Origin of the sequence: Bradyrhizobium pachyrhizi (assembly GCF_029714545.1) — a bacterium.
Lineage (GTDB): Bacteria > Pseudomonadota > Alphaproteobacteria > Rhizobiales > Xanthobacteraceae > Bradyrhizobium > Bradyrhizobium pachyrhizi.
Window position 1 is genome coordinate 7099648 of sequence record NZ_CP121667.1, and the last position, 15321, is coordinate 7114968.

Sequence of the window (15321 nt, forward strand, 5' to 3'; positions counted from 1 at the left end):
GCGAATGACACCTCTCCAACGCCTTCCTCCGGAACGCAGAGGCGCGCTGAGCTTGGCGGAAACTCCCGGTCCTTCCAGGATCATCCGCCGCGAAGGTACGACTTCCAGCGCAAGCCGGCCACGATCGTCGGAACCGCGATTTGCGTTACTCGCTGTTTCGCAGGATTACTGTCCCGTTCGCACGTCTGTAGAGCGTGGCAGGTTTGTCTTGGGCCCTAACCCCTGCAAACGCATTATCGTCTGCTTGGCCAATTCCCCGTGGAGCCTATGGATCTTCTGAGAGCCAGCAATGAGAGTTTCATGAGTCTGTTTCAGGAAATCGGTTTGAAGCTCAAGAGCTTCGTAAAACGATCGCGCGCCCGCCAACTTCTCGAAAAACGACTTGGTGTGTTCGAAGGATTTTTTGACATAGTCAGCATAGGTTTTTGCGATTTCTTGATAGCTGACCGGCGTTGTTTCCGCTGATACGATCCGGCCGTTCGAAGAGGTGTCAGTCGAAGAGGTGTCAGTTGACGCGAACTGCGCGCCGATCTCCTTCGGCGTGTGCTGCAATTGATCTGGCGGCGGGCCCTCTTGTTGACCCGATTTCCGCCTCTGCTGTGCAGTTTCGTCGCTCTGCCGATCCGCGTTCGGGTTGCCCTTGCCGGATTTTCGTGGCGTCTCGCTCTGGTCTGGACCCATTGCTAAATCACTCCGTGGTTTGATATCAATCAAGTTGCAAATCTCAGCCATGCTCACGCTGGCATCATGATTCCGATCGGCTCCTTGTGCGGCGATTTGCTACATTTTAGCGGACCTCTTCTACGCTGCCGCTCGGCCGGCTCCGAAAGCGGCGCGTCATAGTACGCCTGTCCTCATTGGACATCTCGCTCCCTCGCCCGCGCATTGCCGAAATCGCTCGGTCGTCCCACAGCAATTATCAACCGGGGTTTGCTCCCACTGCGATCTGCGAGAAGTTCCTATCCCTGAGAGCACTGGGAGTAAGGTTGGCATCGGCCAGTTCTCTCCAAGACTTCCCGACTTCGATCCACCTGCTTTTTCGAGCCAGCAAGGTGTCAAGCATCCTCCTCCAGCAATGCCCCAGGTTTGGGGGACCAAGTGCGCTACTTTCGAGAGCTTCGAGATAATGCGTTCGACGGTCTGTCCGTTCTGCGCTCGCCAGATCGATTTGACTTTATGGATGAGGGGATTGTCGTTGGCGCGAACACCGTTGCTTCTGAGGGCCGAGTCAGCCACACAGACCAGCAAGAGGCCGAGACAGAACCACAGCACGCGTTTTCTTGCCATTTTCACCTGCCGCCCGGATCCATCTGTTCTCTCTGTGAGGCACTAATCCTACGCGGATCACAAACACGCTGTTACGCAGCATTGAAAGTTAGCAGCGACGTGACGAGACGCCCGTCGGTATCGGCCGAGCAGACGCCGTCCTTGGCTTATGTCACGCGCCGCTAACCTCACTGGCCAGCCACGGCCTCAACTTGCGATGGTAGCCATGCTTGAGGGAGGGTGCCCTCGGCACGTCGAGGGTCAGCATTCTTCGTGCCAGGCAATAGTCGACAGTTCGTACCGTGTTTGTGTTGGCTTTGTCTGCTTTGCGACTTACTCAGGTTGTGGTCCTTGCACTCAGGCCTGGCCGCGGCGGCGTCATGTTGACCTTATCCTCTCCGCAATCATCGACCCGTGCAAGCGACTCTTTCGCTGCAGCTCAGACATGGATGAAATCCCTTTGGCGCCGTCATCGACACTGTTTCAGTCGGCGCCGTTGCCGCAAGGCCGACGCGATCGAAGCCCGCACCAGCGAGGCACACCTTTTCTATCGCCATTGAGCATTCACTGCGCAATCTTCGTTGGCACACCCTTTGCTCGTCAAGAAATAGCAATAGTGGTCTTTGTGGAGGCCAAAGCTCCCTAATCAGTTGCTGCGGTCGAAAAGACAAGGTCGATTCGACGGCGGTGCTGAGCGCTGAGCGGGCGGATGCTTTGGCGCAGTTCGTCACACTTTCCAGATTGAGATGTGCTTGAGCTTATATCGAGAAGAAGTATCGGGTGAATTAAGACGTCGAGAACGAAGCCATTGTGATTGACAGCGCACCAGAGCCAATGTTGTCCGCCCGCGATCGAGAGCGCGCTGGCGGACGCGGTCAGAGAGCACGTTGCCGAATTTCCGTCCCCAGCGGCGCGTGGTTTCATAGCTAACCTCCAATGCCACGCGGCGACACTTTGTCGGGGAACGCATTCCCAGGCTCTCTGACGCAATTATATCGGACTCTAATCCCGCACAACCTTGACGCAAAAATTGCTACCAAAAGTAGCGCGCTGGCAAGCGCCCTACGCGCTGCGCAGGATTCTGTCTCGTTCACCGTTTCCCGCTTCTTCGCGATGTACTCGGCGATCTCGGCAAGATCTTCGCGCCCGGACATAGGCAGGGACCATGTCCTGCAGATGCGCCAGGATTCGGAAGAAGGTCGGAGGGATTTGCCCTGCGCTTCTCTGTAAAGCTGGCCGATCCTGCGAGATCGGCAGCAAGGGCAATATGCTCCTGATCAGACCGAGCGCGCCTATTTGACGATTATCGACCGTGAACCGGTCGCGGTGGAGCGCCCGCTCCCGCAAGAGTGTGAAGCCGCCTGAGTGGCAGGCACAGCGGCCGACTCAGACACCCGGCAAACCATACATCCGAGCCTGCCGGCTATTTTTCGTTGACGATCGAAGTGTGGCCATCGAGGCCGATCGCCGCGTGCTCGTCCTTCACGGCATAGCGCCAAACCAAATCGCAAGCGCGAAGACGACCAAGAGGGAGACAGCGATGATCGCTTCACGGGCCGACATTCGCTTCATGGGCGTACGCCTCTCCGCGGGGATCAAAGTCCCGGCAGGTTGCACACCCCCGCCGAGGGTTGCAACCTACCGAAAGCGGTAGACCGAGCGGACATGGCCCGCGCGGCCCAGCTAATGCTCAAATGAAAAAGGGCTTATACTGTTACTTCACCTTACCGCCTCTCGGCTCAATGTGTCGCAGCACGGATGCTCCGAGTTCCTGGGTTTGCTTGTTCGATAGCTTGCTCGGCGTGGCCGTCGCAACGCCTGCAAGGCGCTTGATCTTCGATGAAGTGATTGGGTGTACGGTCTTGAAGGGCGAGGTAGACGGTGGCTTTTTGGCCATCTGGCATTCTCCGACTGGGTTGAACGAATCGTCAGAGTATACCTTCTCGGGAGCACAATCGGCAGTCATCCCGCAGCGGCCTGCAACGACCGGGACCGGAAAAAGCCAATATGGCGTCGGCAACTCTACTGCCAGCATGCTGGGTCGGAAGACGCGTTGCTCACTCTCGCACCAAACCCTCGGCTTGCCCGCGCCCTCGACTGTCACATATTGCGGGACGTTCTTGACCGCACCGAGACACTCACCGGCTGTGCAATCGAGCGCGCTTATTACGAAGCGGGTGACCCAAGGCGTGGCTGAGTGCAAGCGAGCCTTGGCCCTGGATCACAATCTGGCTGATGCTCACGAGATGATGGGCATCGCGAAATCCTGTATGGGTTGCAGCGCCGGTACCGAGTCGCACGTCAACGAAGCATTCACAATCGATCCGTCATTGAAGGGACCTAGTGTATTAGCGGTCGGCAGATTGTTCGCAAGCAGCCACAAATTGATTCCGCGGCAGATTCCAAAAGCGCCCTTTGCCAGAATGGCGGGGAAGGCGGCCATTCTGATCAGCAAGGCGGTTGAGAGTCGCGCGAACTTGAAGAGTTCATGACTCCACGACCGTTCCTCCTGATCGTCTTATAGTGATCGGATGGTTCCACAACTTGGCTCCCGACCACCTCTGTCCCCCGAGCTTTAGGTCGTGTGTAGTCGACGGGACCGTCGAGTTGTATCGAAGAGAAGGACTGCAAGGCGCCTACCAGGATCGGGGGGCACCTAATTCACTGCCGTTGTCTGAGCTGGCTTGTAGCGTTGCATATCCTCCAGGAGAAACTCGAGTGGCAAACGCGCCCGCATTCGTTGCATTAACAAGATAGAAAGAACGACACCCCACGAAAGAGTTAAGCGAGCACAGATATCCTCGGTTGATAAATGGCGCCACAGGGGGACCGCATTTTTGGCAGTCAGGATTTCCATACCCGCGGAGCGAGGGGATGTGCAATTGCGTTGACGCCTGCCAGAAGTCGATCGATGGTTGAGAGAGTAAAAAATGGTAGCTGTTAGTGAAAATAGTCACTATCGATCCTGCGAAGAAGCGCATTGCAGTCGAGGACGTAACCCACGACGCGCTCGGGCGCTTTTGCGGTGCGACCCGCGGCGTGGTCGCAAAGCTCCCGAATGCTGACGTGGTCCTTGCTGCCGACGGTCGACAATCCGAGGCTGGCTTTTCGATTGGAGGCCCAAGCGATCCGCGGCCCGGCGATACTTCTCGGAAAAAGGGCGGAATTCGGCCAACGCTTTCCAGCGAAATCAACCGTCGAGACTCTCGAAAAGCTCGTTCGCTGGCTCGATCCGGAACCCGTTCCGCGCGCACTTTCGGGCGAGATGATCACGGCGATCCTCATCGGTCGCGACAATGGACGGCCCCGCGGCAGGTGAATGCACCGTGCGGTGATGCAAACCCGGCGTGGGGGCGCCATGATGGCTCGGATGCCGTGCCAATGCATCAAGCGCTCGATCCGGCCACGGATGCGCCACGTCCCTGCACCCGCAGCGCGGCATGGACTCGCGGGCTGCTATAGCGCCCGCCGCTGTCCCGATGAATCTGCCGGATCGCGGCCAAGAGCGTGGAAGCTCATGTCCGTGTTCGGTCAAAGATCGCGATCGACTTCCTAAGAAACAGCCGGATCGATGTCTGGAATTGCTGTAACACGAAGCCCAGACACTTGGCTCGGCTTCCGGACGGGCGCCGGCCGTCCTCTTCTTTGACATGGCAATCCTCCATTCAACCATGAGCAGGAGGGTCTGGGCTATGCGAATCGTCATCTTCCTAATCGGGATCGTCGCTAGGCCGACGTCACCACTCTCAAGTTCGCATGCACGTATGGACCATTTTTTAACGGGGATTTGCCTCTATAATCGAACGGCCGCTACCCTCCCAGTCGCCGAGGAGCACAAGGCCGTTTCTACGCCGCACAGGCGCGCAACCGTGCTGGACAGTTTGTTTAAAATGTCACGTTCCATGCGCAGCCGCTCGTTCTCCTCACGTAGCCGGATGATCTCGGAAGCCTGGTGCGCCGGCATCGGCGCCGCCTGCGTGCTGGGGCGCCGCGTCGCCGATGCCGCTCCTTCCGCAGCTTGTCCACCCAGCGCCGCAACACTGAGTCGCGAAGACCGAGTTCCTTGCTGACCGCCGTGATCGACCGGCCACTCGATACCACCAGCTCAGCAGCCTGCCGCTTGTACTCTTCGGTAAGCGACCGACGTTGACGCTCTTGCATCCGACACCTCCGGGCTCTCTGAGGCTACTACATCAGGTGTCAACTCATTCGGAGGAGGTCCAGTTTCGCTTGATGCGTTTTCGCGGTAAGGATTGCCTTAGCCCGGCCGAAGTAGGCATCGGCAACGCGAGATTATCGATGCTGTCATGGTAGTGGACGTGATTGTGGCGTTCGACGAAAGCCCGGATCTGTCGTTCGAGGTCGCCGGGCAGGTAGTAGTTGTCGAGCGGAATGGGGTTCTTGACGGTCACTGATGCCGATGCTCGACTGTGCGACGCCATACAACGTCGAACCGTTCGCCTGGCTCGCCAAAATGCTTCGGCGCATTGCTTATGGCTCGCGGAGCAGCGAAATCGACGCTCGGCGGAATCGCGCCGCCTGACAGCATCGCCTTACCGCGTACAAAAGAAGGGCCGCCTACGTTGCCGCAAGCGACCCAAGTCTAGGGAGGAACGCCCAAGGAGGGCAGCGATAGCGGGGCGCTACCGCATTGCCTGAAAATAGGACGATCGCGGCGGCTCAATTGAACGTAGGGAAACGTCGGGCATCTAAAGGGACATGGAACGATACGAAGGTTTATGGGGCCCGCGCGCGAAGCTGGGCGAAGGCTGTCGTTGCCTATGCAACACGTCGAGCAGCAGCCAATCGATGCCGTCGACAAGTCAATCTTTCTTATCAGAACAAGCGACGCGAGCTCGCCGACGGGGGACCAGACATATGAGTGCGGCCAACATCGCAAATGCGCCCGACAATGCTGCGAGGTTTGCGAGGAAACCGACTAACCACTGAGGCCGCCTTACGGCACGACGTGAATCACTATTATCCCGACCAGCAGAGCAGCACCTAAGACCGCAATGCCAATACAGATGCGAGCCGCGGTTGAATATGAATGGAAGGGTGGTTGTTCGGACATGCCGCCGCGCTCCTCTTCTAGCGCCGTCACCGATCTCAGCCCGTCTTTAGCTCGGGCGCCCTAGGATGAATAGAGGATGAGGGGCCAGGGAGCGACGGCCCCCCCCAGAATAGGTAGGAGCCCGATCCGATGTTGATGCTGTAGCGTCAAGCGTCGTTTGCCGTTGGGGCTGGAGTCCGTGGAGCATCAGGATCCGGCTGCGCGATCGAGCGGGTCTATGTCGACAACGACTACCGGCAGCCACGACGCGCGAAATCCCCGCCGCGTCTTCACTTCAGGTCAGAAGCGCGGCGTCGTCGGCGCGAGCTGTGAAGCCCAGTCCTCCTCTCAAACTCTGTAATGTTGAATCATTTAATCGGTAGTTGCCGGCCGAAATAGATGCTGCCTCTGGAGCGAGTGGGCAGAAGCACGTTTGCCCGGAACACGGCACTCGGAGCTCGTTTTTTCATAATCTTGGTTGTCCTCCAATTGACTTCGGCGGCCGTTTTCGATTCAGACAGGCGCAGACAGGAATGCGTAGCCTGCACGAAGAAGACCTATCTGATATTCTCGGCTATGCATCGGATTGCGCTCTTCGTTACAAATGGCGTATCCGATGTCGTATATGCGCTTGACCCTCGCCTCACGCCGAACGCAATACCCCGCGAGCGCGGTTTCCAGGTCGTGGCTGCGATGGAGTTCCTGAGCGAGGACCAGAGCATCCTCGATCGCCATGCCGCCGCCCGACGTCATCTGCGGTGTCAGCGAGTGAACCGAGTCACCCAACAATACGACGCGGCCGCGGTGCCATGGTGCAGGCATCATCAATACGTCGAACGGGCGGTAGCTTATATGATTGCCCTGGCCGACCAAGTCGGCCGCTTGGATCAGTTCGGGCGCCGTAAATGGGTCGAGCAGGTTTCGAACATAATCGCAAACCTGATCTTGAGCGACACGAAGCGTTTCATCCGTGGTTCCCAGGAAGAACAGGTAACACAGCTCCTTCGACAGCGGCAGCGCGCCAACCAATCTCCCCGTCGGATGGCGATAGAGGATGAAGCCGTCCATAGCTTCGGTCCGAGAAACAGTGTAACGTCACACTCTTGGCCGGCGTAGTGCGGCTTGAACTCTTCGCCGAAGAGTTGCTGGCGCGTCTTGGAATAAACGCCTTCGGCCGCGATCAACAAGTCTGCGCGATCTGTCTCGCCGTGCGAGAGCTGCACCGTCACGCCCTCAGCGTCCTGATCAATCCGAGTGACAGTCGTATTGAAGGCGATCTCGGCGCCGCTCGTCCTGGCGGCCTCCTCCAGGATCTGCCCGAGGCGCGGCCGCATGATCCCTAGCGCGGCTGGACGATCCGGGTCCCAAATTCTTGGCGAGAACTGCTGATGCAGCGGGTTTCCGGCGGCGTCGCGTATCGATACGACGTCCCACCCGTGACCGCTTTGCAGAGACGCTTCCACCAGTTCCAATTCGGCGAGCGCTCGCAGCGCATTCCCGAGTAGGGTGATGCCAGTCCCGATCCGGTCGCTCCTATCTCCCATTTCGATGACTCGCACAAACACACCGATGCGTCGAAGCGCATGGGCGGCTGTCAAGCCGCCAATACCACCGCCCACGACGATAACGTTCTTCACCGCGCCCATGTTTCCTCCTACACGTCCGTTGTTCATCTCCCGTGGTGAACTGCGCCACTGCGCCTGCTCTGTGTGCAGTTCATCCGCTCGATACAGCGAGACTGCGATGTACTTCGTTTCGAGCGATTCCCTGATGCCTTCGGTCGAGCGGTCCCGCGCAAGACCGCTCGCCTTGCTACCGCCGAAGACCGCCGCGGGATTGGAAGCGAGCCCCCAGTCGAACGTGACCATGCCGCTCTGCATCTGGCCGGACAGGCGCAAAGCCCCGCTTCAAATACTTCAGAACCTAGTTTGTTGGCGTGCGTCCTGTTGGCGTGCGTCCCGCCGTGGAAGGGCACGATTGGCGCCACTTCGCTGAGATCGACGCTGAGGTGCGGCCGCTGCTGAAACTCGTCGATCACCGACATCTAAACGATGTCGAAGGACTGGAGAATCCGACCGCCGCGGTCATCGTCGATTGGTTCTTTGACCGCATTCTTGGCTGCTAGAGTGTGCCGATTTGCGAACGACGAGTCTTGGGTGGAGGTTAGGGTCGGTTGAGTGAAGCCATGAGCTGGGACAGACAAAAAAAGGGTCTTCGCAGCTGCGCCTGAGCCGCAAAGTCGACGCCATCTGTAGAACGTTGATGGTGTTGGTCCCGATCTCGATCATGCGATCAGCGTAGATTTTGAACGGAGCTGCTTGTGTCGGACTGCCTATCGCCTTCATCCGGTGCACCGTTCGCAAGTGAGGCCGAACTGCAAGCCAACTTTGTGGCGCCTAATGGAGCTTGGGCGGCCAGATCTGCCAATCATCGTCACAGATCTGACAAATCTCGCCTTCCTCGATGCCGAGATCACTCAGGTGCCCGTTCACTGAGTGCGGAAATCGCCAAGGCAAATCCGCCGTGTCTGGCGTCGAGTTCAGAACCGATGTCCCCGAAATCGAGCGAAGCCTCATAGCGTCGGTCGCAGCAGGCATGGTAACCGCAAACGTTACGTTCTGAAGGCCGACGCTCTCCAGGTGACCAATTAAGACCAGGCAACCGGCTACCATGTGTGCAATCCAACGAGTTAGATCACCCCAGTTAACTCTAGGCGAACTCATCACGAAGTGCGACTACCAATTCTTGGAGGTGGAAGGGCCGCGGGATGTCCCGATCGCTATTGAACTAGGTCGGGCCGGCGCGCATCCTCTATATCGTCGACGATGTCAGCAAGGAATGTCTGGGCGCCATTCCTGACACGTCGATCTCGGGCCGGCGTGTGGCGCGGGAACTGACGACGGTTGTCGCGCGGCGCGGCAAACCCGGCCTGATCGTCTCCGACAACGGCACCAAACTCACCTGTAACGCCATGCTGGCCTGGTACAAGGAAACCGGCATCGACTGGGACTATGGGACGAACGGGCGTCAACTGAAGCGGCCTAATTCAGCTTCAGCTCTTTGATTGCAAGCCGCGAGATGGCTGATGCGTTCGTTACGCCGCGCGCGCGGACCTCAATGACCTTGCGCGCGATAAATTCGCAAAGTGGGTCTCCCCGCTCGACCAACCCAAGCGATTCCAGCGTGAGCCGGTAAGCCCAATTAAGCGATTTCCGCTCCTTTTCCGTATAGGTACTTCCGGCGAGCAGGCGATTGATTGTCATCGGCCAACGATCCCGTGGAACCGATAATCATGCCCGAATAGGGGACCATTGTCGTAGATCAAAAAACAAAGTCAAAGTTCTGCTACACATGAATGATGTGTCGCGGATTGATGTTCGTGATACTCAGCATGTCGTCACCCCATCGATTGCAATTGCCATGATGCCGGTAATGTAAGGCGTCAGCCTCGATGGCCGAGCAACGATCGTGCCATTAGCCGCGACGAGAAGATCAACATTCGCTTCAGGTCATCTAGTCTTACTGCGTCACAAACGATGATCTGTGTAGTGGTCGAACTTGATCGCACAACAAGGACATCTCGACAGCATTCGGACGAGCCCATGTTCGAGCCGTCGTCGCATCGTCGCGATCGACTTTGGAATGTGACGTTGGGTCCGCAGCGGCAAATCCGCGGGGTCTGTAATCTGCGGGAACGCGATCGAGCGGGATCGGCCGGGCGCGCCGAGCGCCTGAGGGGGGAATCGTCTCCTGCTCGGAAATCAGGAATCCGTAGGCCGCAATGCACATCGTTGCGTGATGATGAAAGCCGCGCCAACCGCGTCCCTCGAAGTGGCCGAGCCCGACCTCCTGCTTGAGGTCCTGATAGTCGCGTTCGATGCGCCAGCGCAGTTTAGCCGTCTCAACGAGCGTCCGGAATGCCACATCTTCCGACAATGTCGAAAGTTAGTATTTGGTTGGCTGGTCCTCGCCTTTCGGCCATTCGATCAGCAACCATTCCTGCGCTCGCCGGGTGGTTTGCCAATAATCACGATGCGCGGCACGAACCCGCACGCGGGCAAAGCGCGAGGTCAGTTTTTCGTTCGTTCCTTGCCGCCACGTTATGGTGCGCCAAGCTTGGGCCGGCAGGCCGATCGCGAGCGCTTTGACGGCGGCTGGCTGATGCTGACGGTTGCGGCGCATCAGTGTTGGTGGACGGCCGCGGCCTTACCATGGCTTCGGCGGCAAGGGACCGGTGGCGGGCGCCCATACCGTCGTGCTCGACAGAAGACCCACCACATAGGTCAATCCCAGCGCCGTGATCTCGGTGCGCAGGTCGCTGTTGTTGCCATAGCCAGCGTCCATCAGCACGACACCGCGCGGAAGGCCGCTTGCACAGGCCCACCGCAACTGCTCCAGCGCGATCTCCGGCTTGGTCTGGAAGCCGACTTCGGCAGGAATGCCTACCTTGCGCCGCCGATCGCGGTCCGCAGTCCATTCCTTCGGAAGATAAAGGCGGTAAGCGACAGGCAGGCTGGCGTGGTGGTTGGCAATCGACAGCGACACCGCCACCTGGCAATTATCCTGCTTGCCGAGCTGCCCGCAATATTGCCGTGCAACTCCAACCGAATGTCGCCCCTGCTTGGGAAATCCGGTGTCATCGATGATCCAGGCTTCGATGGGGCCCTGGCGTTCAATCGCCGGCGGGACCATCTCGCGTACCTTGCCCAGCACCTACTCATCCGACCAGGCGCCGCTGCCTACGAAATGCAGCAGCGATTGATGCTGTGCCGCCGTCCGCTCCGGAGCCGTCACCGCCGCCATCGGCTCCACGCTCTTGCGACCGCCACAGGCCATCAGGCCGACGCAATAGTCGCGCAGCGGCGCCTTCCGATCAGCATGACCGATGACACTGGCAAGCCCTTCCAAATACGCCGCAAATCGCTTCTCGCTCGTCTTGGTGCCACGCCCGCTCATATCGGCCTCATCGGCTAATGGTCGATGCTTCAACCATCGCTGATTCTGACCGGCGGTTTTGTGACTCAGTCAGACTAGGGGCATTCCTGGCGGGTCGGCAACGACCGCTTGATGCCTAGCATCCGACAAGCGGCACTTGGGCGTTTTGCGCCTATTCAAATGCTAGTGCTGGTCGCCGCGGCGAGCTCGGCCGCGACGCGCGCTGCTGCAGCATGCCGCTGATGATTTGGTAGAGCGTCGCGATCCGGTCGGCCAGGCCGCGCGCAACGGCCTCGCGCGTGCCGACCATGCGGCCCTGACCAAATTCCTCGCGGATCTTGGTCTGCGTCACGCGCCGGCCACTCGCGACCGCCTTGATGAAATCGGCGCCGGCCTCATTGGCTCGGCCCTGCAGATAGGCCTTGGCTGTCATCCGACAGCGGCGCGAACGGATGCGCCGCGGTTTTCAGCGGCGACTGTTCCGACCTGACGATCGTCATACGGCACCAAAGGCAGCTGGCATCGCGGCGGCGCGACTGTTTGCGGCTGGTGCTGGTGCGGGTTCTTCGACGACGCGACAATGCAGCGTTTCGCCGCCCGCTAGCCGGCGCCGGCCGGCATCAAGTACCCGGACGCCACATGACCACCCGACCGCAGGCGCTCGACACGCACGATCGACGTCCCCAATTTGGCGCGGCTGATGCGGATTGATCGGACCACGATCACGCGGCATATTGGCGACGAAACACTGACCTGCCGCATCAAAGGCAAAGGTCGTATCAAGCGCCGTCGCGTGTTCACGCGCTTCGACGTTGAGGCGTTCCTGCAGGCGCTCGCGGAGACAGCAGCCCAATGTCCGTCTAACGGACAAAAAGAGTCCCTATTACCAATTCGAGTTATCGATCAACCGTTATCGACGTTCCGGCTCGACTAAACTCCGTGATGAACGTGACGCGCAGGCCTTCGAGGACGCGCGGCGCGCCGAAGCGCAAGCCCTCGTGAACCGACTAAATCGCGAAGGGCGAGGCCCGCTCCGGCTCAAGCCTACGATCGCTGGTGGAACGAGCTCGGCCAACACCTTGCCGACAGAAAAATCAAATCCGTGCTCGACCGCATCGTCGAGATCCTGGAGCGAAGATCTACTTCCATGCAATTACGGACGACGTCGTCTCGCGGTTGATCGAGGAGCGGCGGAAAGATCGCCGGCGCGATCGCACAGTTACTGACGCCAAGGGCAGCCGATCCCGCCGGGCAACTATGCACCGGGCGGCACAGGCGACGCTCCGGCAGTCTCGTCCGGAGCGACCGTCCCAGATCAGGAAATCCATGATGCGCAGGAAGAGGGGTTCGCGAACCTGATCCAACTGAGGCAATTTCCGGACACTCTCTACGTGGCGCCCGCCTTGTGCCACACGCGGCAGGGAGCGTGGGCGGCGCTGAACCAGGGCGGCTCCGGCCAGCCCGGCGACTACGTACCCCGCGCATGGACGATATACGAGGACAATCTCTACAGCCTCGTGGCTCCTGAGGCCTCGCGCTTGAAATCCATCATCGACGTCGGCAGGATCGACCGCTTGGAAACCGGCGAATGGGCGCTCTCCGAGAACGACTTGCGCCGGCGTCGTTTCGTCCAGCTGCTGAACGGTGCGCTCCGCGACGATCTGTGGGGCCATGGGGTGAGATAGCACAGCGATCTCGATGTCTATGCGTTCATCGGACGCACCGAAGAGGGACCGAGGCGGCTGAAGTATCCGAACTTCAAGGTCCGCAGCACCTCCACTGTGGTCTCGCACTACGGGTCGACCTCGAAGGACGGAAGGAAGTTCACGTACTACCGCCACAACGCCTTTCAGGGGCGTTTCCGCTGGCTGGGCGGAAAATGGTATCTGGAGATCACGCCGACGTACCGCTTCACGTTCAACGGGAAGGACCTCGACCGCTTTCATGAAAAGCGACTGTCGGGGATCAAGCCTATCGAGAAGAACCGCTCCGTTCTCAGCCAGCTTCTGATCTGGCAGGCGATCCTGCGAGCGCCCTGGACGAAGGTCGATCGGGCGCGCTTGCTGGAGTTCGCACCGCTGGAGTCCTTTCGCTTCGCACGCATGGACGACGATTCACTCACGCCGCTGGACTCGCCGATTGATCGGCCATCGAGCGACCAGGAGATCGAGTGATGAGACTCCAGTTCATCGACGAACCGGCGTTGAGCGTTCTTTCAGAACAACAGCCACGTCGACATTCGCGCCGGACTGACTTCGTTCGGCGTCTTCGACAAGGGCAGCCCCACGATCCCGACTCCGATCCGCTTGGGAGTGGTCGGCACGACGGCGACCGTCGACCGCGTTCGCGACTGGCTTGAGGACTGCAAGAACGGCGTCGCGTCCCAGGAGACAAAGCTCACGACCCTTCGCCCTTCGTTCCCGGGATGACCACTCAGGTCTTCGGGACGACTCTGGAGCTTTCCGACCTGACGACGCGCGCGGTTTCGCGCCACGAGCTTTCGGCCGCGTTGGCCGGCGAGGAGCCTCTGACCCGCCTGGTCGAGACCTTCATGGACCACGCGCGAGATCTGGCGGCGAAAAGCGGGCTCCACGTTCTCATAATCGCGCTGCCTCACGAGGTCTTCGCGCCGGGAGACGGACCTCGCATCTCCGAGGTCGACCCTCCGATCGACGAACTGCAGGAGCCGGCTCCGGAGCAGCGGCGACCGAAGCCATCGTCGCTGAACTTCCACGATTTGTTCAAGGCGCGTGCGGTCGACTTGCCCCTTCCGTGTCAAGTCGTGCGTCCGGACACCTACGGTTTTTCGCTCGGTGGCCGCGCGCGCGACAGGAAGCTGCAGGACAAGGCCACGACCGCCTGGAATTTCCATACCGCGCTCGTCTTCGAAGACTGAGGCTGGTCACTTTTGCTCCCAACCAGGCCAGAACCGCACGGCTCGCCCAGTCGATCATGGGCGACGAGATAAAGAAAGCCGCGGCTCGTTCGCCGTCTCAAACGGTTCTCTCGCTTGCTCTTGATTTATTTCGTGGGCGCATCAGAAAATCAGCGCTCTTGTTCTTTCACTCTTAGCCGGCCGTCATGACGCGCCTCATCTTTGTCGCTTCGCGATGGGTGGCGCTCTTGTACGGAGGCTAGGACCGTCGCGCGTGCAAACGAACGACCGTTTTCGAGATGGTGCGCGATCCGCTCCTTGGCGAAGGCCATAATGCTCTGGCGAGCATTCTCATCGTTCGGCAGAGCGCGTTCCACAAGCTGGTTGATGACGACAAGCTGGGATTGAGCCGCGAGCACGTCGGAATCGCGCCCGGCCGCCGGACGGTCTGCACGACGCTCCTCCACCGTCACACTCCAAACATTCCGCCACATCTGGCGCCGTTCAATGCCGGCGACTCCTGTGGCGGCGTCTATAGGCTTGATCGCCCTGATGACGGGTACGACGCCATCCCTGCGCAAGGAGATCCGGTCACCTGGCCTGGCGTCACTGTCTGCGACGTCCGTTACAACGCCGACGCCCCACACCTGATGTCGCCGACCATCATCCAGTTTGATGGCTACATAAGTTGATGGCTCTGCGTCGGCGCGGTTGCGGTAGGGGCCAAAACCGACCTCCATCAGACGCCCGGAAACGCCCTTGTCGTAATCGAGCCTATCCGCCTGCAGTGACCTGTTGGGGGCCGAGCGAGCCTCGACATCGTTGGTACGAGCGTGGGCTCTATCCCATGCGACTCGCCGGTCAGCGAGCGTCTGGCGATCAAGCTCGTTTGGCTGATAGCCCTGCACCTCTATTCCGCGTGCGCTAGCCTCGAGCCACGTCTCGCGTCGGAACTTGACGGAACCACGGACGTGAAGTGCCTCCCACTGGCGGTGTTGTGCCACACTGACCATGTCCCGAATCACTTCGGCGGCAGCTATGCTGGTGACCAGGCGATCCTCAGTGGTCTTGAACGCGAGGTACTCTTTCCGCTCATCGGCATAGAGCCGCGCCTGGCGGTCAGATCCATCCTTTTCGGATTCACTGGCCACCACGTAATATTTGCGACGGATACGGTCCGGAAACGCACTAT

At 59.5% G+C, this 15321-nt stretch carries 15 protein-coding genes and 3 pseudogenes; 8 read left to right on the forward strand and 10 right to left on the reverse strand.

The genetic code is table 11. The features are described 5' to 3' along the window. Positions 1-165: 165 nt before the first annotated feature. Complete coding sequence (locus QA639_RS33715; RefSeq protein WP_283090659.1) at positions 166-732, reverse strand: phasin family protein; 567 nt, start codon at positions 730-732, stop codon at positions 166-168. Positions 733-3476: 2744 nt separating this feature from the next. Between QA639_RS33715 and QA639_RS33725 the strand changes: the two genes are divergently transcribed. Then, on the forward strand, positions 3477-3758 hold the full coding sequence (locus tag QA639_RS33725) for a hypothetical protein (RefSeq protein ID WP_128089691.1): 282 nt from the start codon (positions 3477-3479) through the stop codon (positions 3756-3758). Positions 3759-4324: 566 nt separating this feature from the next. After that, a complete protein-coding gene (locus tag QA639_RS33730) occupies positions 4325-4585 on the forward strand; it encodes a hypothetical protein (RefSeq protein WP_283088190.1) in 261 nt (86 codons plus the stop codon). 67 nt (positions 4586-4652) lie between these two features. Here the strand turns inward: QA639_RS33730 and QA639_RS33735 are convergent, their stop codons facing one another. From QA639_RS33735 to QA639_RS33750, 5 genes and pseudogenes are all read right to left on the reverse strand, one after another. Next, positions 4653-4769 (reverse strand): transposase, encoded by a 117-nt coding sequence (locus QA639_RS33735; protein ID WP_128089689.1) that lies wholly within the window; start codon positions 4767-4769, stop codon positions 4653-4655. 382 nt (positions 4770-5151) lie between these two features. Further along, the gene (locus tag QA639_RS42030; RefSeq protein WP_428841095.1) at positions 5152-5427 is read right to left on the reverse strand and encodes a transposase; all 276 of its coding nucleotides are present in this window, start codon (positions 5425-5427) and stop codon (positions 5152-5154) included. Between the two features lie 44 nt (positions 5428-5471). Then, positions 5472-5675: pseudogene (locus QA639_RS33740) on the reverse strand (IS3 family transposase); the annotation flags it as partial. Positions 5676-6832: 1157 nt separating this feature from the next. Further along, on the reverse strand, positions 6833-7192 hold the full coding sequence (locus tag QA639_RS33745) for an FAD-dependent monooxygenase (protein ID WP_283088191.1): 360 nt from the start codon (positions 7190-7192) through the stop codon (positions 6833-6835). Positions 7193-7206: 14 nt separating this feature from the next. Beyond that, positions 7207-8187, reverse strand: a complete 981-nt coding sequence (locus tag QA639_RS33750; RefSeq protein WP_283088192.1) for an FAD-dependent monooxygenase — start codon at positions 8185-8187, stop codon at positions 7207-7209. A gap of 95 nt (positions 8188-8282) precedes the next feature. On the opposite strand from QA639_RS33750, the gene QA639_RS33755 reads away from it, so the two are divergent. Both QA639_RS33755 and QA639_RS33760 read left to right on the forward strand, forming a co-directional pair. Beyond that, entirely contained in the window at positions 8283-8444 is a 162-nt protein-coding gene (locus QA639_RS33755; protein ID WP_283088193.1) for a 6-carboxytetrahydropterin synthase, read from the forward strand. Positions 8445-9122: 678 nt separating this feature from the next. After that, a pseudogene (locus QA639_RS33760) lies at positions 9123-9356 on the forward strand (DDE-type integrase/transposase/recombinase); the annotation flags it as partial. A 4-nt stretch (positions 9357-9360) separates the two neighbouring features. Here QA639_RS33760 and QA639_RS33765 read toward each other — a convergent pair. The 3 genes and pseudogenes from QA639_RS33765 to QA639_RS33775 all read right to left on the reverse strand — a co-directional run bounded on the left by QA639_RS33765 (position 9361) and on the right by QA639_RS33775 (position 11687). Then, positions 9361-9582 (reverse strand): hypothetical protein, encoded by a 222-nt coding sequence (locus QA639_RS33765; protein WP_028352378.1) that lies wholly within the window; start codon positions 9580-9582, stop codon positions 9361-9363. A 256-nt stretch (positions 9583-9838) separates the two neighbouring features. Further along, positions 9839-11275 (reverse strand): annotated as a pseudogene (locus QA639_RS33770) (IS701 family transposase). A 151-nt stretch (positions 11276-11426) separates the two neighbouring features. Then, positions 11427-11687: a S49 family peptidase gene (locus QA639_RS33775; protein WP_028337812.1), complete on the reverse strand. Its 261-nt coding sequence runs from the start codon at positions 11685-11687 to the stop codon at positions 11427-11429. A 267-nt stretch (positions 11688-11954) separates the two neighbouring features. Between QA639_RS33775 and QA639_RS33780 the strand changes: the two genes are divergently transcribed. From QA639_RS33780 to QA639_RS33795, 4 genes are all read left to right on the forward strand, one after another. Continuing rightward, the gene (locus tag QA639_RS33780) at positions 11955-12188 is read left to right on the forward strand and encodes a hypothetical protein (RefSeq protein ID WP_283088194.1); all 234 of its coding nucleotides are present in this window, start codon (positions 11955-11957) and stop codon (positions 12186-12188) included. 457 nt (positions 12189-12645) lie between these two features. After that, entirely contained in the window at positions 12646-12939 is a 294-nt protein-coding gene (locus tag QA639_RS33785) for a hypothetical protein (protein WP_283088195.1), read from the forward strand. A gap of 96 nt (positions 12940-13035) precedes the next feature. Next, positions 13036-13428, forward strand: a complete 393-nt coding sequence (locus tag QA639_RS33790) for a hypothetical protein (protein ID WP_283088196.1) — start codon at positions 13036-13038, stop codon at positions 13426-13428. 251 nt (positions 13429-13679) lie between these two features. Continuing rightward, positions 13680-14150, forward strand: a complete 471-nt coding sequence (locus QA639_RS33795; RefSeq protein ID WP_283088197.1) for a hypothetical protein — start codon at positions 13680-13682, stop codon at positions 14148-14150. 149 nt (positions 14151-14299) lie between these two features. On the opposite strand, the gene QA639_RS33800 is transcribed toward QA639_RS33795, so the two are convergent. Then, the gene (locus QA639_RS33800) at positions 14300-15280 is read right to left on the reverse strand and encodes an LPD7 domain-containing protein (protein ID WP_283088198.1); all 981 of its coding nucleotides are present in this window, start codon (positions 15278-15280) and stop codon (positions 14300-14302) included. Between the last annotated feature and the right edge of the window lie 41 nt (positions 15281-15321).

Excerpts from the sequence above, each read along its gene's own strand:
- QA639_RS33715 (WP_283090659.1), bottom strand. The coding sequence starts at position 732 with ATGGCTGAGATTTGCAACTTGATTGATATCAAACCACGGAGTGATTTA.
- QA639_RS33730 (WP_283088190.1), top strand. The coding sequence starts at position 4,325 with ATGCTGACGTGGTCCTTGCTGCCGACGGTCGACAATCCGAGGCTGGCT.
- QA639_RS42030 (WP_428841095.1), bottom strand. The coding sequence starts at position 5,427 with ATGCAAGAGCGTCAACGTCGGTCGCTTACCGAAGAGTACAAGCGGCAG.
- QA639_RS33750 (WP_283088192.1), bottom strand. The coding sequence starts at position 8,187 with ATGGTCACGTTCGACTGGGGGCTCGCTTCCAATCCCGCGGCGGTCTTC.
- QA639_RS33765 (WP_028352378.1), bottom strand. The coding sequence starts at position 9,582 with ATGACAATCAATCGCCTGCTCGCCGGAAGTACCTATACGGAAAAGGAG.
- QA639_RS33775 (WP_028337812.1), bottom strand. The coding sequence starts at position 11,687 with ATGACAGCCAAGGCCTATCTGCAGGGCCGAGCCAATGAGGCCGGCGCC.
- QA639_RS33780 (WP_283088194.1), top strand. The coding sequence starts at position 11,955 with ATGCGGATTGATCGGACCACGATCACGCGGCATATTGGCGACGAAACA.
- QA639_RS33795 (WP_283088197.1), top strand. The coding sequence starts at position 13,680 with ATGACCACTCAGGTCTTCGGGACGACTCTGGAGCTTTCCGACCTGACG.